This window comes from Ideonella sp. P3_A4 (assembly GCF_056403075.1).
The window spans coordinates 1-13155 of sequence record NZ_JBFUGE010000138.1; the positions used below are offsets into that span (position 1 = coordinate 1).

Here is a 13155-nt window from a genome sequence, read left to right on the forward strand (position 1 = left end):
GGTCATGCCCGTCACATTCGGCTGGTCGTGCATCGCCTACGATGGCGCATGCACGACCAGCCGATTCCTTTTGACACCCTGCGCCGCCTGCCCAAGGTCTTGCTGCACGAGCACCTGGACGGCGGCCTGTCCCACCAAAGCCTGCTGCGCCTGCTGCGCGCACGCGGCATCGAAGCCCCGGCCGCGGACGAAGCCGGCCTGGCCGAATGGTTCACAGCCCGCGCCCACGCCGGCAGCCTGGTCGAGTACCTGAAAGGCTTTGGCCTGACCGTCGCCGCGATGGCCGAGCCCGCAGCGATGCAGGCGGTGGCCTACGAAGCCGCCAAAGCCGCACGCGAAGACGGCTGCGTGCTGGCCGAGTTCCGCATGGCGCCGCTGCTGCTGGAAAGCGACGACGTCAGCGCCGAAGCCGCGATCGAAGCGCTGCTGGCCGGGCTGATCAGAAGCCCCATGCCCTGCGGCCTGATCCTGTGTGCGATGCGCCACGAGCCGACCGAACGCAGCGAGCGCGTCGCACGGCTGGCGCTGCGCTACCGCAACGACGGCGTGGTCGGTTTCGATCTCGCCGGCCCCGAAGCCGGCTTCCCGCCGAGCCTGCACAGCAAAGCGCTGGCCATCGTGCGCGACCAGGGCCTGCCAATCACGCTGCATGCCGGCGAAGCCKACGTGGCCGAGCGCGTGCTCGAAGCCGCCGCGCTCGGCGCCACGCGTATCGGCCATGGTGTGCGGCTGGCCGACTGGCTGGGCACACCCGAAGGCGAAGACCGCCTGGCCCTGGTGCGCGAAAAGAACCTGCACCTGGAGCTGTGCCCGAGCAGCAATGTGCACACCGGCGCGGTGCCGTCGCTGCGCGAGCACCCGATCGGCAAGCTGTGGCGCGCGGGCCTGAGCCTGTCGTACCACACCGACAACCCGTTGATGTCGTGCACCACGATGACGGCCGAAGCGGCGTTGTTGCTGGAACACCAGGACCTGCAAGTCGCCGACCTGCTGGCGATGGGCCGGCAAGCGGCCGAACACTCGTTCCTGCCCGAAGCCGACCGGGCCGCGGCGATGGAACAGTTGCAGGCCGCCACCGTGCAGCCCGCGGTGTGAGCAGCGACACGCCGCTCGGCGCTCGCATCCTCAAGGTCAACCACGCCGGCGAAAACGGCGCGATCCACATTTACGCCGGCCAGATCATCACGGCTCGGCTGACGGCGCCGGCGCTGGTCGCCGAGCTGCGCGAGTTCAAGTCGCACGAAGAGCGGCACCGCGCGATCTTTGCCGTTGAGCTGCAGCGCCGCGGCGTTCGGCGCTGTCGCAGCTTCCTGCTGTGCGGCGCGGGTGGCTTCCTGCTCGGCCTGATCACCGGGCTGTTCGGCCGCTCRGCAATCGCCGCCACGACGGTCGCGGTCGAGCGCGTGGTGCTGGGGCATCTGCAGCACCAGTTGCGCACCCTTGCCGGCCAGGACGACGCCGCGGTCGCCGCCATCGGCCTGATCGTCCAGGAGGAACAGGCGCACCACGACCAGTCGGCCGCGCACCTGGCCGCCGCGGGCCGGCTATGGCCTCGGCTGCTGACGCCGATCGTCGCCGCGTCGACCGAATCGGTGATCTGGCTCGGGATGCGGCTGTGACGGTGCAAACAAAAAAGCGCCCCGCAGTGACCCGCGGGGCGCTTCTCGATCGAGCGGCAAGAGCTTAGAAGTTCATCCGGAAGCTCGCGCCGAAGGTGCGCGGGTCGTTGATGAAGCCGGTCAGGTTGTTGAAGTCGATGCCGCCGACCGCGACCACCTGGTTGGTGATGTTGCGGCCGTACAGCGCGGCTTCGTACTTGCCGTTGTCCCAGCTGTAGCCCAGGCGCAGGCCGCCTTCGAGCAGCGGCTTGCCGGTGTATTCCTTCGCCTCGTAGAGGAAGAAGTTGATCTTGCTGCGGTACGCCCAGTCGGTGAAGACGAACCATTCGCCGCCGCTGGCCGTCGGCAGGCCGTAGCGGGCGGTGAAGTTGATCACCGTCTTCGGCGCCTGCGGCAGCGGGTTGCCGTCGATCAGCACCGTGCCAGCCGTCGGACCAACCGGGTCGGTCGCCGTGCAGCCATTGCCGCACTTGGCGATGGCCAGGTCCGGGTCGTCGATCTTGGTGTCGTTGTAGCTGGCACCCAGCGTGACCATCAGGTTGTCGGTCACCATCGCACGCAGGTCGAGCTCGACCCCCTGGCCGATGGTGCGCTCGACGTTGACCAGGCGGTTGAAGTTCTGCGTGCCGCCGACCGCTGTGACCTGCTGGTCCTTCACGGTGTAGCGGAACACGCTGGCCGACAGGCGGGCGCGGCGGTCGAACAACTCGGCCTTCACGCCGGCCTCGTACGACAGCACCTTTTCGGCATCGGCCACGCTCACCCAGTCACGCGCCGGCACGACGTCCGGCCCACTCGGCGGGAACAGCAAGCGACCCTGGATCGACGGCGCGCGGAAGCCGGTGGCGACGCGAGCGTAGACCTTGGTGTCCTTGTCGATCGAGTACGTGCCGCTCAGGTCCCAGCTGGTGTTGGAAGCGCGCGTTTCCTTGGGAATCTGCAGGAGCTCGGGCGCGCTGAATGGCGGCGCCTCGACCCGGTTGGCAACAAAGTCCTTGGAGTCACGCGTGTAGCGCAGGCCACCACGCAACTCAAACGCATCCGTGACGCGGTAGTTCAGAGAACCGAACGCCGCCCAGGCGGTGTTGTCCTGCTTCTGCGTCGCGTAGCCGTTCTGCACGCCACCGGCCAGCGAGTCGTAGTTGAAGCTCTCGATGAAGAGATGCTCCTTGAAGTAGTACAGGCCGCCCAGCCACTTCAGGCCACCGCCGGCGTCGCCTTCGAGGCGGAACTCTTGCGTCAGCTGGCGGTGCTCGGGCATTCCGTCGGCCGATTCGGCGGCAAACGGGATGGTGCCCGGCCCGGAGTCAGGCAGGAACACTGCGCCATAGCCGCCGTCGATATCACCCCGGCTGTAGGCATCCAGCGTCTCGTAGCCGGTGATCGAGTGCAGTGTCATGCCGCTGCCCAGGCCCCAACGCAGGCGCAGGTTGGCGCCCTGGCTCGACAGGCGTTGCTCGTTCTTGCCGTCGGTGGAGATCTTTTCGGGGTCGAAGTCGTCGACCAGGTCGTTGGTGCCGGGCTTGATGATGTTGGCGCGGAACAGGCGTGCGCTGCCCTTCATCTCGCGGCCGTGGATGTTGGCCAGCGCCGAGAAATCGGAATGCGGCTGGTACAGCACCTGCAGGCGCGCCGCGCTGTCGTCATAACCCTCGAGTTTTTGCGTCGGGCCGGCGTCGTAGGTGTTCTCGACCCAGTCGTCGCGGTGCTGGATCTGGGCCGAGAAGCGCGCCGCCCAATCGCCGCCCAGCGGCAGGTTGAAGGCACCGGCCAGGCTCGAGGTGCCATAGGTGCCGTAGGTGGCGCTGACATAACCGTCCTGCTTTTGCGACGGCTTGACCGACTCGAACTTGACCACGCCGGCCGGCGAGTTGCGGCCGAAGAGGGTGCCCTGCGGGCCACGCAGCACTTCCACCTGCGCCAGGTCGAACAGGGGGAAGCCCTTCAGCACCGGGTTTTCTTGCACCACGTCGTCGAACACCAGCGAGACGGGCTGCGAGGCGTTCAGGTCGAAGTCGGTGTTGCCCAGGCCGCGGATGTAAAAGCGCGGGAAGGCGCGGCCGTAGGACGACTCGATGTTCAGGCTCGGCGTGCGGGCGGCCAGCTGGCGCACGTCCAGGCCGCCGCTGTTCAGCACTTCCAGTTCTTCACCCCGGATCGCGCTGACCGACTGCGGCACGTTGAGGATGTTCTCGGTGCGCCGCTCGGCCGTCACGGTGATGGTCTGCAGCTTGCCGGCTTCGTTGGCTTCGGCGGGTTGCTGCTGGGCCCAGGCGGCGGGCGCCAGGGCGACCAGGGCCAGCGCGGCGGCAGCGGCCAGGGGGTGCAGCCGGTGGGTCAGCGGCGCGGCGAAGGGGGCGGGATGCATAAAGAACTTCTCCTCGGTGATCTGGTGGGACCGGGGCAGCCAAGCAAGGCTCATGCTCGGTGCGGTGGCCCGTGCAGCCGGCGATGCTATCCACCCCCGGGCCGCGGATCCACTTTCGTTGCGCCGCAGTGTTGCGCGGATCACTCAGCTGTTCCCCCTAGAACCGCCACCCCGGACGGCCCACCCGACTACGATCGCAGCCGATGAAACTCGCCTGGCCGCTGCCCGCGCTGCTGACCTGGGGCGCCGCCTGGGCGCTGTTCGCCGGGTTGCCGGCGCTGGGGCTGCCTGCGCTGGCGGCCTTCGGCATTGCGCTGGCGGGCGTGGCGGCGGTCGCCTGGTGGTGGCAGGCACCACGTTGGCGCAAGCTGATCGTCGTGGCGGGGTTTCCGCTGTCCATCGTCGCCTCGGGCAGCGCCGTCGGGGCCCTGCCGGCATGGGCCTGGCTGCTGCCGCTGGCGCTGCTGCTGGCCGTCTACCCGATGCAGGCCTGGCGCGATGCTCCGGTCTTCCCGACGCCGGCCAAGGCGCTGGCCGGGCTGGCAGGGCAGGCACCGCTGCCGCCACAGGCCCGTGTGCTGGACGCCGGCTGCGGCCTGGGCGCCGGGCTGCGGGCGCTGCACGCCGAATACCCGGCCGCGCGGATCGAAGGGCTCGAATGGAGCTGGCCGCTGGCGCTGCTGTGCGCGCTGCGCTGCCGCTTTGCCCGGGTTCGCCGCGGCGACATCTGGGCCGTGGACTGGTCCGGCTACGACCTGGTCTACCTGTTCCAGCGCCCGGAAAGCATGGCCCGCGCGCTGGACAAGGCCGGCCGCGAGCTGCGACCCGGCGCCTGGCTGGTCAGCCTCGAATTCCCCGCCACCGGCTGGGCGCCGCAAGCGCGGCTGCAGAACGTCGAGGGCAAACCGGTGTGGCTGTACCGGGCGCCGTTCAGACGGCGGTAGCGGCGGGCTCGTCCACCGTCTTGGGAACAGTCGCCCACTCGTGCCGCAGCAGACCGTAGCAGTTGGAATCCTTGGCTTCGCCCTTCATCACCCAGTGCTGGCGCAGCATGCCTTCATGGGTGAAGCCCAGCCGCAGCAGCAACTGATGCGACCCGCTGTTGCGCGGGTCCACATGGGCGACGAGCCGGCGCAAGCCCAACGCGCCGAAGGCGTGGCTGATCAGCGCCTGCAGCCCCTCGCGCATCACGCCGGTGCCCCAGTGCGGCCGGCCCAGCGCGTAGCCCAACTCGGCCACGCCACTGTCGGGCTCGAAGCGAAACAACAGGCCGGTGCCGACGACCGTGCCGCTGGCCTTGTCGGCCAGCACGAACTGCATCGCGCTGCCTTCTTCATGGCGCTTCTGCACACGGCCATACCAGGCTTGGGCGTCTTCGAGCGTCTGCCAGGTCGTGTACGGCAGGTAACGCGTCACCTCGTCGACCGAGTGGATGCGCAGCAGGTCGGGCAGGTCGGTTTCTTCGACGAAGCGAAGGCGCAGGCGGGGGGTGTCGATCGGGTCCGGTACGACGACGGGAGCGGTGATGGGGGTAGGCATTGGGGTGGTGGCAGGTGCGGATGAAACCGGGTCGGAACCCGGCGGCCATCACCGCAGCTTACCGCCCCGCCCGCTCACGGCGCTGAGGCGGCGGATGCGGGCAGCCCGACCTTCTGCGCCGTCCGCTCAATCGCCCGGCCGGTGGCCGATGCCGCTCTGCCAACCGCCTCGGCGGTTTTCCGCGCGCCATGCTCGACGGCGCTGGCGGCCTTGCTGGCCCCGCGCTCCACGGCATGGCCGACCCGGGTCGCCACGCCCGAAGCGGCGCTGGCCGCGGAACTGGCCGCCTCGGCCGGGCCGGCCATGGCCACCGCCGAGGCGGCCCACAACAAAGCGCCAGCCAAGGCGGCGCGGCCCGGATTGGAAGGACAAACAGCCATCATTGCCTCCTGCGAATCAAGCATCCTGCAGGATTGGGCCCCGTGCCGACGCAAAAGTTCAACCCGGCGGCGACACGGCCGTCGGCCGCACGCCACATCAACGTCCCTGGAACAGCGCCGGGCGCTTGTCGATGAAGGCCTGCATGCCCTCTTTCTGGTCTTCGGTCGCGAACAGCGCATGGAAGRTGCGGCGCTCGAACAGCAGGCCTTCGCGCAAGCCCAGCTCCAGTGCGCGCTCGACCGCTTCGCGCGCGACCATCGCCGCCGCCTTGCCATGGTTGGCAATCTGCCGCGCGGCACCCAGCGTTTCTTCCATTAGTTGACCCACCGGAACGACGCGCGAGACCAGCCCGACCTGCTGCGCTTCTTCGGCACCGATCGTGCGGCCGGTCAGCACCATGTCCATCGCCACCGATTTGCCGACCAGCTTGGTCAACCGCTGCGAGCCGCCCATGCCGGGAATCACGCCGAGCTTGATCTCGGGCTGGCCGAACTTGGCGTTGTCGGCCGCGAAGATCAGGTCGCACATCATGGCCAGCTCGCAACCGCCACCCAGCGCGTGGCCGGCTACCGCGGCGATCTTCGGCGTGCGCAGTGCGGTGAAGGCGTCCCAGCCGGCGAAGAAATCGGCGTAGAACATGTCCATGTAGCTCTGGCCGCGCATCTCCTTGATGTCGGCGCCGGCGGCAAAGACCTTGTCCGAGCCGGTGATGACGAAACAGCCGACCGTGCGGTCGCGGTCAAAAGGCTGCAGGCCATCGACCAGTTCGTGCATCACGTCCGAGTTCAGGGCGTTCAAGGCCTGCGGCCGGTTCAAGCGGGCGACGACGACGCCGCCCTCGCGTTCGATCAAGACATTGCTCATGGCGAGTCTCCAGATTGGTTGGGTTGGGTACGCGGCGCCAGGCCCGCTCAGGAGTCCCAGATCGCGCCATACGCAGGGATGCCACGGCTTTCCATCGCGTGCACCACCTCGCGCGTCAGCTTCTGGTTGGCGATGCAGATCACCGCTTCGGCGTTGCCGCTGCGATGCGCGGCGAGAGCCAGGTGCACCAGGTCGGGTTTGCCGCTGGCGTCGGTGTCCCAGATCAGCGCGTCGGGCTGCGCAGCCAGGATCTCGTCGACCAGCGCGTCGCCATAGGTCTTGCGCGGGCTGCGAGTCGACCAGATCAGCTGCATCGGCACGCGGTGCGCCAGCAGGTGCGGCAACACGGGGCCGATGCCGCTGCCAGTGGCGACATAGACCACCTTCTTGAACAGCGTCTCGATGTTGGCGACACCGGCAGTGGTGATGCCCTTGACCCACACATGCGAGGGCATGTCGTTGATGAAGTCGCCGGTCCAGTCCCCCGCGCGCGAGATGATCAGGCGGAAGCCTTCTTCGCCCGGCGCCGGGATGTTGGCGAACGAATGCCACTCGACCAGCGGGTTGCGGCTGACGGCGGTCGACGAGCCGGGGAACGGTGTCTCGCCATGGTTGAAGCGCACCACCGCCGCGTGCTTCGACGGCCGCACGATGTCCACATTGACCTTGCGCAGGCGAAGCCACGGCAACGCGATGCTGGTACTCAACACGATCAGCGTCCACAAGGCCGGCGACGCCCACAGTGCGTCTCCGAAAGGCAGCGCGCCCCGCTGCGCGTCGACGAACAAGAAGGCGTGGGTCCAGAACAGCGCCAACGCCGTCCAGCCGCCGAAGCGGTGCACCAGCTCGAACCGGTTGTGCCAGCGCGATCGGATCTGCGGCAAGGCCATCACGACGATGCCGACGAGCAACGCCACGAGCGCACCGCTGACCACCATCAGCGCGGTCGACACGCCGGGCAGCCGCTGCCACCAGGCCGACACCGACGCGCCGGTCTGCAGCGCGAACCACAGTGTGGCGACCACCGCGCAGCCACTGTGCAAGCCGCCGAAGTGGTAAACCTTGCCCAGGTGCCAGCGGATCGCCAGCGGCCAGCTCGTCGGCGCACGGGTGGCGAGCCAGAACAGCAGGTTGACCACGTACTGCTGGCGCACCAGCACCGCGACGGCAAAGTTCGCCAGCACCAGCTTCGACAGGCTGTCGAGGCGGTGGGCGCTGTCCCACCACCAGCCGCCATCGGCCAGGCCCTGGCCCAGCATGGCCAGGTTCAACGTGGACACCAACACCACCAGCAGGTGGTAGTGCATCAGCCACGGGTGGGTGACCCAACGCCGGACGGCGCTGGCGCGCAGCGGCGGCGCCAGGTGAAGCTGGTTCTCCATCACGCGGTCACCTCCTGGCTGTCCGCGGTGTCTTGCCAGTCGAACAAGCCCGACAGCTGCGCCAGCGACAGCAGCCGCCGCTTGTCGATCTTGCCGCGGTCGGTCATCGGCAGGCTGTCGAGCGTGATGACCGCCATCGGCACGCAGTAGTACGGCAGGGTCGCAGCCACCCGCTCGCGCGCCGCTTCGGCATCGACCGTGCGCGGTGCGACGAACGAGACCAGTCCGCGATCGTCGTACTTCAGCGTGGCAGCGCGCTCGCAGTGCGGCGCCTGCTCCAGCACGCTGGAGACCGAGTCGAGCTCGACCCGGAAGCCACGCACCTTGACCTGGTCGTCGACGCGGCCGAAGTGCTCCAGCTCGCCGTCCTCGGTCCAGCGACCCAGGTCGCGGGTGCGAAACATCCGGTGGCCGGCACCGAGGAAGGGGTCGGGCGCGTAGCGCTCAGCGTTGAGCGCATCGTTGTGCAGGTAACCGGCCGAGACACAAGCACCACCCGCCCACATCTCGCCGATCTCGCCGATCGCACAGGGCCGGCGATGCTCGTCGAGCACATACACCGTGTTGTTCGGCGTCGGCTTGCCGATCGTCAGCAGCCGGCCATCGGGCCGGTAGTGCTGCGCAGTGTTGACGATCGTCGTCTCGGTCGGGCCGCAGGAGTTGTAGAAGGTGCAGAAGCTGGCCCACTTGTCGGCCAGCGGCTTCGGGCACGGCTCACCGGCCACGGCCACCACCCGCACGTTGCGGCAGGCGTCGGCATCCAGCTCGCTCAGGATGGTCGGCGTGGCGATCACCACGTCAGCCTGCTGCACCGCCTCGGCGATGCTGGCGCCGCGGATCACCAGCGTCGCCCCGTGGGCGAGGCAACCGAGGATCTCCCACGCCGCCATGTCGAACGCGATCGCCAGGATGTGTGAGACCTTCAGCCCGGGTCGCATGCCCAGCCGCCCCGGCTCGGTCAGCAGGATGTTGCAGACGTTGTGGTGCGTGACCTGCACCCCGTTGGGCATGCCGGTCGTGCCGGAGGTGAAGAGCGTGAAGCAACCATCGGCGCCCGACAGCGGCCGACGCGGCTCGAAGCGCGGGCCCGCCGGCTCATCCCAAGGCTCGGCCATCAGCTCGTCGATCGCGAGGCAAACCGCGCCGGGCGGCAACGGCAGTTGGTCGCGCAGCGGCGACAGCGTCAGGATCACCCGGGTCGAAGCGACCTCGGCCACATGCCGCAGCTGCGGTGCTTTCGCGACCCCCACGTGCTGCGGCACATACGACGCACCGGTTTTCAGCACCGCCAGGATGCCGACCACCATCGCGATCGAGCGGTGAACGAACAGGGCCACGCGGTCGCCCGGCACCACGCCGTGCCGCGCCAGCCGGTGCGCGAGCCTGTCGGCCTGGCGGTCCAGCATCGCGTAGCTGAGCTGCTCACCCAGGTGCTCGATGACGATGGCCTCCGGCTGTGCCTGCACCTGCGCCTCGATCGCGTGGTGGATGCAGTCGAAGGGCAGGGCTTCCTTCGGTCCCTGGCCGAAGCATTCGAAGCGCACCTGGTCGTCCAGCGACAGGTGCGCGATGGCGGCGCGGTTGAAGACCATCGCGGGCGGTGTGCCCGGTTCAGCCAAACTTTCAAGTTCTGCTGACAATTCATCGCCRGCGGAGTCCTCGAAGTCCGGCATCGGCGTGATCGCCGTCCATGCGACGCCGGCTGGGCGTGCGCTTTCCTCGACTGCTGTTCTCATGCTGGTTCCCCTGTGCGTGTGAATCCACAGGCCACGGCTGCGCCAGAGCAGCCGGCCCCACTAAGACCCGCCGATGTGCTTGATTCGCGGCGGTATCGAGCGGTGAGTGCCGGTTCGGGCACTGCGTGGTTGTCACGAGTTAGGGGGTGACCGGCGCAACTCTTTGCAACATGACAAGGCCGCTTAGCTGAGCGATCGATTTGGCCGTGCGTGTCAATTCGCCGTTAGAAACCAGCGCCCGTTTTCACTGGAGAAACGCATTGGAAAAGCCCTCGCCAATCGTTCGCGCTGACTCCGGCAACAAGGCCTGTGCCCCAACGAATCTGGCGCTCAAGGGGGCACCTAGGCCCTGCCCCCTAACTTACGTAGCCAGCGTCTCCCGACGCTGACGACCGGTCGATGCGCGGCCGTCAGGGCTTCAACAGCCCCAGGTCCACCACCGCGGCCATCGCGCGGTAGCCGGCGTCGTTCGGGTGGACATGGTCGCCGCTGTCGAACTCGGCCCGCTGGCGCTCCGGGTGCGCGAGATCACGCACCACCTGGTCGAAGTCCACCACCGCGTCGAAGCCCTTGCCTTGGCGGATCCAGGTGTTCACCGCCTGGCGCTTGGCTTCGGCCGCCGGCGTCTGCGCCCACTTGCCGGCCGCGCCGCCGCGCGGCAGCAGCGTGCCGCCCCACACGCTGACGCCGCTCGCATGCGCCCGCTGGATCAGCGCCTTCATGCCTTCGATGATGCGTTCGGCCGAAGGTTGGTCCTCAGGCAACGGCAGCATGCCGGCCGCGGTGATATCGTTCGTGCCTTCGAACAGCAGGATCCAACGGATGTTGGGCTTGCTCATCACATCGCGTTCCAGGCGCGCCAGGGCGCTCTGCCCGATGAAGGGGTCGACGCCGTCGCGCAGCAGGCGGTTGCCGGCGATGCCGACGTTGGCCACGCCGATGTGGGCCGTCGCCGGGGTGGCCAGCATCCGCTCGGCCAAGGCATCGGTCCAGCGGCCCGGGCGGTCCGGCGTCGAGCCGATGCCGTCGGTCAATGAGTCGCCAAGCGCCACCAGCGTGCGCGCCGGCTCACCGGCCGCGGCCACCTCGATGTCGGTCACGAAGTAGCGGCTGTCGTCGGTCTGGTGGGCCGGGTAGTGGGCGGCCGAGGTCACGTCGCCGCCCTCGGCCAGGTAGACAGTCTGCAGGCCGTTGCTGTGCACGGTCGATGGCCCGCTGCCCTGCGGCAGGTACAGGCTGAGCGCCAGCGCCTGCAGTGGCGCCACGTTCATCGGCACCGCGTCACTCAACACGCTCTCGCCGGGCTGGATGGTCACGGTGGCCCGACCGCCGAAGGGCAGCGCCCGGTCGGTGCCGGCCTGGATGGCCGGCCCGTCGGCTGGCAGCGCCATGTGCACCGGGCCGATCACCAGCGGCCGGGTGCCAAACAGGTTCGACAGCCGCACGCGGACCTCGCGCCCACCGGCACTGGTGCGCATCACCTGGCGGATCGTCTGCGGCTTCAGCTCAGGCCCGGCCAGGTCGGGCGCTGCGGCCCAGGTCGAGATCCAGGGGTCGCGGCCCTCGGCGAAGGCGGTGGACGCCAGCAGCGTGGTCGCGAGCAGTGCGCCAAGCACCGTGCGGCGAAGAATCGGTGGCGTCGTCATCAAGGTGGGCGCTCCATGTCAAAGTAAAGTTAGTTCTCGGACACGCGGCGGTGTGATCGGTTCCATGCCGATGCGAGCCGCGCGTGCAACACCTGGTCATTGATCATCGCTGAACCTTGGGGCCAGGCTCCCTCGGCAAGATGCGCTGGCGCCCTGAACCGTGGTCCGGCCTCCCCCAGCCGCCGCGGCCTCGCGTGGCCCGCAGGTAACCCCCCTCGCCTTCGGGTCGGTTCAACCATGACCTTCAGTGGAGACACCCATGACCTCGACCCTGATGAAGTTGAACGTTCCGTCCCGGCGGCTGCTGCAGCTCGCTGCCGTGGCGGCGCTTTGCGCCGGCAGTTCCGCAATGGCCCAGTCGGGCAACCCGCAGCGTGACCGCGTGCACGCGATCGAAGCCGAAATGGCCGCCTATTGGGGCGTGGACCTCAATGCGCAGCCGGAAGTCGTCGGCGGCAAGACCGCTCCGGACGGCAAATGGCCCTTCATGATCGCGTTGCTGGACGCCGGCACCTCGAGCAACTACGACGCCCAGTTCTGCGGCGCCTCGTTGATCAGCAAGCGCGACGTGCTGACCGCCGCGCACTGCGTAAAGGGCACCCAGCCGAACCAGATCCAGGTACTGGTCGGCACACAGGATTTGAAGAGCGGCGGACGGCGGGTGAATGTGGCCCGCATCACCGTCAACCCGAAGTACAACTCCCGCACCAGCGATTCGGACGTGGCCGTGCTGCGCCTGGCCGAGGACGTCAACGACGTCACGCCGGTCGAGTACGCCAGCACCCTGAAGCAAGAGAACAAGTACGCCRCCGCCGGCAAGCCGGTCTTTGGCATGGGCTGGGGCGAGACCGAGACCACGCCGCACTTCCCCAACGAGCTCCAGCAAGTCAAGGTGCCGGTGACCGACCGCGAAGTCTGCAATGCGGCCGATGCGTACAACGGCAAGATCACCGACACGATGATCTGCGCCGGCCTGAAAGAAGGCGGCAAGGACACCTGCCAGGGTGATTCCGGCGGTCCGCTGGTGTCCAAGGGCCCCGACGGCACTTTCCACTTGCAAGTCGGCGTCGTCAGCTGGGGCTATGGCTGCGCCGACCCCAACCACTACGGCGTCTATTCACGCATGGCCACGCTCGGCGCCTGGGTGAAGGAACAAGTCGCCGCGCCCTGATCGGATCCAGGAGGGATCCAGCCTCGCCCCCCGGGGCTGGTCCGGCGCCGCGGTAGCGGGCCGCAGCGCCGGCACCCCGGTGGGCCTATTCGGCTCGCCGGGGTGGTCGCATTTGCAGGGACGGCGGCACCTTGCGCTCCAGCAGCTCGATCAGCGCGTCGTCCATGTATTCGTACTCGTCCGGGATGCCGAGCACGACGATGCGTTTGCCGTTCAGGTAAGGCTTGAACTTCTTCGTGATCTTGTTGCGGTGCGCCCGCTCCATCACGAAGATGATGTCGGCCCACGCAATGAGTTCTGGCCCGAGCGGGACATTGGCTGAATCATGCACACCAGCCGACTCGCACTCGACGCCTTCGTACTGCGAGAAGACATGCTCGGCGGTCGGGCTGCGCAGCTTGTTTTGCGAGCAGACGAACAGTGCGCGGATCATTGCCCCATGCGTCACT

At 68.3% G+C, this 13155-nt stretch carries 12 protein-coding genes; 4 read left to right on the forward strand and 8 right to left on the reverse strand.

The window, feature by feature from the left end; translation table 11 throughout:
• Window positions 1-48: 48 nt before the first annotated feature.
• Together add and AC1DYI_RS14330 are read left to right on the forward strand one after the other, a co-directional pair.
• Window positions 49-1095, forward strand: a complete 1047-nt coding sequence (gene add, locus AC1DYI_RS14325) for an adenosine deaminase (protein WP_477204794.1) — start codon at window positions 49-51, stop codon at window positions 1093-1095.
• On the forward strand, window positions 1092-1619 hold the full coding sequence (locus AC1DYI_RS14330; RefSeq protein ID WP_477204795.1) for a demethoxyubiquinone hydroxylase family protein: 528 nt from the start codon (window positions 1092-1094) through the stop codon (window positions 1617-1619). The genes add and AC1DYI_RS14330 overlap by 4 nt, the downstream gene beginning before the upstream one ends.
• Window positions 1620-1683: 64 nt before the next feature.
• On the opposite strand, the gene AC1DYI_RS14335 is transcribed toward AC1DYI_RS14330, so the two are convergent.
• Window positions 1684-3987, reverse strand: coding sequence for a TonB-dependent receptor (locus AC1DYI_RS14335; protein ID WP_477204796.1), 2304 nt, complete (start codon window positions 3985-3987; stop codon window positions 1684-1686).
• 203 nt (window positions 3988-4190) lie between these two features.
• Between AC1DYI_RS14335 and AC1DYI_RS14340 the strand changes: the two genes are divergently transcribed.
• Window positions 4191-4931 (forward strand): class I SAM-dependent methyltransferase, encoded by a 741-nt coding sequence (locus AC1DYI_RS14340; RefSeq protein WP_477204797.1) that lies wholly within the window; start codon window positions 4191-4193, stop codon window positions 4929-4931.
• Here the strand turns inward: AC1DYI_RS14340 and AC1DYI_RS14345 are convergent.
• The 6 genes from AC1DYI_RS14345 to AC1DYI_RS14370 form a co-directional block, all read right to left on the reverse strand.
• Entirely contained in the window at window positions 4918-5526 is a 609-nt protein-coding gene (locus AC1DYI_RS14345) for a GNAT family N-acetyltransferase (protein ID WP_477204798.1), read from the reverse strand. The two genes, AC1DYI_RS14340 and AC1DYI_RS14345, sit on opposite strands and share 14 nt — an antisense overlap.
• 74 nt (window positions 5527-5600) lie before the next feature.
• The gene (locus tag AC1DYI_RS14350) at window positions 5601-5930 is read right to left on the reverse strand and encodes a hypothetical protein (protein WP_477204799.1); all 330 of its coding nucleotides are present in this window, start codon (window positions 5928-5930) and stop codon (window positions 5601-5603) included.
• Window positions 5931-6003: 73 nt separating this feature from the next.
• Window positions 6004-6771, reverse strand: coding sequence for an enoyl-CoA hydratase-related protein (locus tag AC1DYI_RS14355; RefSeq protein ID WP_477204800.1), 768 nt, complete (start codon window positions 6769-6771; stop codon window positions 6004-6006).
• Window positions 6772-6818: 47 nt separating this feature from the next.
• Window positions 6819-8153 carry a hypothetical protein gene (locus AC1DYI_RS14360; RefSeq protein ID WP_477204801.1) on the reverse strand — a complete coding sequence of 445 codons (1335 nt, stop codon included), beginning with the start codon at window positions 8151-8153 and terminating at the stop codon, window positions 6819-6821.
• The gene (locus tag AC1DYI_RS14365) at window positions 8153-9745 is read right to left on the reverse strand and encodes an amino acid adenylation domain-containing protein (RefSeq protein WP_477204802.1); all 1593 of its coding nucleotides are present in this window, start codon (window positions 9743-9745) and stop codon (window positions 8153-8155) included. Before AC1DYI_RS14365 ends, AC1DYI_RS14360 begins: the two co-directional genes overlap by 1 nt.
• Window positions 9746-10299: 554 nt before the next feature.
• Window positions 10300-11535, reverse strand: a complete 1236-nt coding sequence (locus AC1DYI_RS14370) for an SGNH/GDSL hydrolase family protein (protein WP_477204803.1) — start codon at window positions 11533-11535, stop codon at window positions 10300-10302.
• A gap of 259 nt (window positions 11536-11794) precedes the next feature.
• Between AC1DYI_RS14370 and AC1DYI_RS14375 the strand changes: the two genes are divergently transcribed.
• Entirely contained in the window at window positions 11795-12706 is a 912-nt protein-coding gene (locus AC1DYI_RS14375; RefSeq protein ID WP_477204804.1) for a serine protease, read from the forward strand.
• An 85-nt stretch (window positions 12707-12791) separates the two neighbouring features.
• On the opposite strand, the gene AC1DYI_RS14380 is transcribed toward AC1DYI_RS14375, so the two are convergent.
• Entirely contained in the window at window positions 12792-13139 is a 348-nt protein-coding gene (locus AC1DYI_RS14380) for a low molecular weight protein tyrosine phosphatase family protein (protein ID WP_477204805.1), read from the reverse strand.
• Window positions 13140-13155 lie beyond the last annotated feature (16 nt).

Excerpts from the sequence above, each read along its gene's own strand:
- AC1DYI_RS14335 (WP_477204796.1), bottom strand. The coding sequence starts at position 3,987 with ATGCATCCCGCCCCCTTCGCCGCGCCGCTGACCCACCGGCTGCACCCC.
- AC1DYI_RS14365 (WP_477204802.1), bottom strand. The coding sequence starts at position 9,745 with ATGGTCTTCAACCGCGCCGCCATCGCGCACCTGTCGCTGGACGACCAG.
- AC1DYI_RS14370 (WP_477204803.1), bottom strand. The coding sequence starts at position 11,535 with ATGACGACGCCACCGATTCTTCGCCGCACGGTGCTTGGCGCACTGCTC.
- AC1DYI_RS14350 (WP_477204799.1), bottom strand. The coding sequence starts at position 5,930 with ATGCTTGATTCGCAGGAGGCAATGATGGCTGTTTGTCCTTCCAATCCG.
- AC1DYI_RS14380 (WP_477204805.1), bottom strand. The coding sequence starts at position 13,139 with ATGATCCGCGCACTGTTCGTCTGCTCGCAAAACAAGCTGCGCAGCCCG.
- AC1DYI_RS14340 (WP_477204797.1), top strand. The coding sequence starts at position 4,191 with ATGAAACTCGCCTGGCCGCTGCCCGCGCTGCTGACCTGGGGCGCCGCC.
- AC1DYI_RS14345 (WP_477204798.1), bottom strand. The coding sequence starts at position 5,526 with ATGCCTACCCCCATCACCGCTCCCGTCGTCGTACCGGACCCGATCGAC.
- AC1DYI_RS14360 (WP_477204801.1), bottom strand. The coding sequence starts at position 8,153 with ATGGAGAACCAGCTTCACCTGGCGCCGCCGCTGCGCGCCAGCGCCGTC.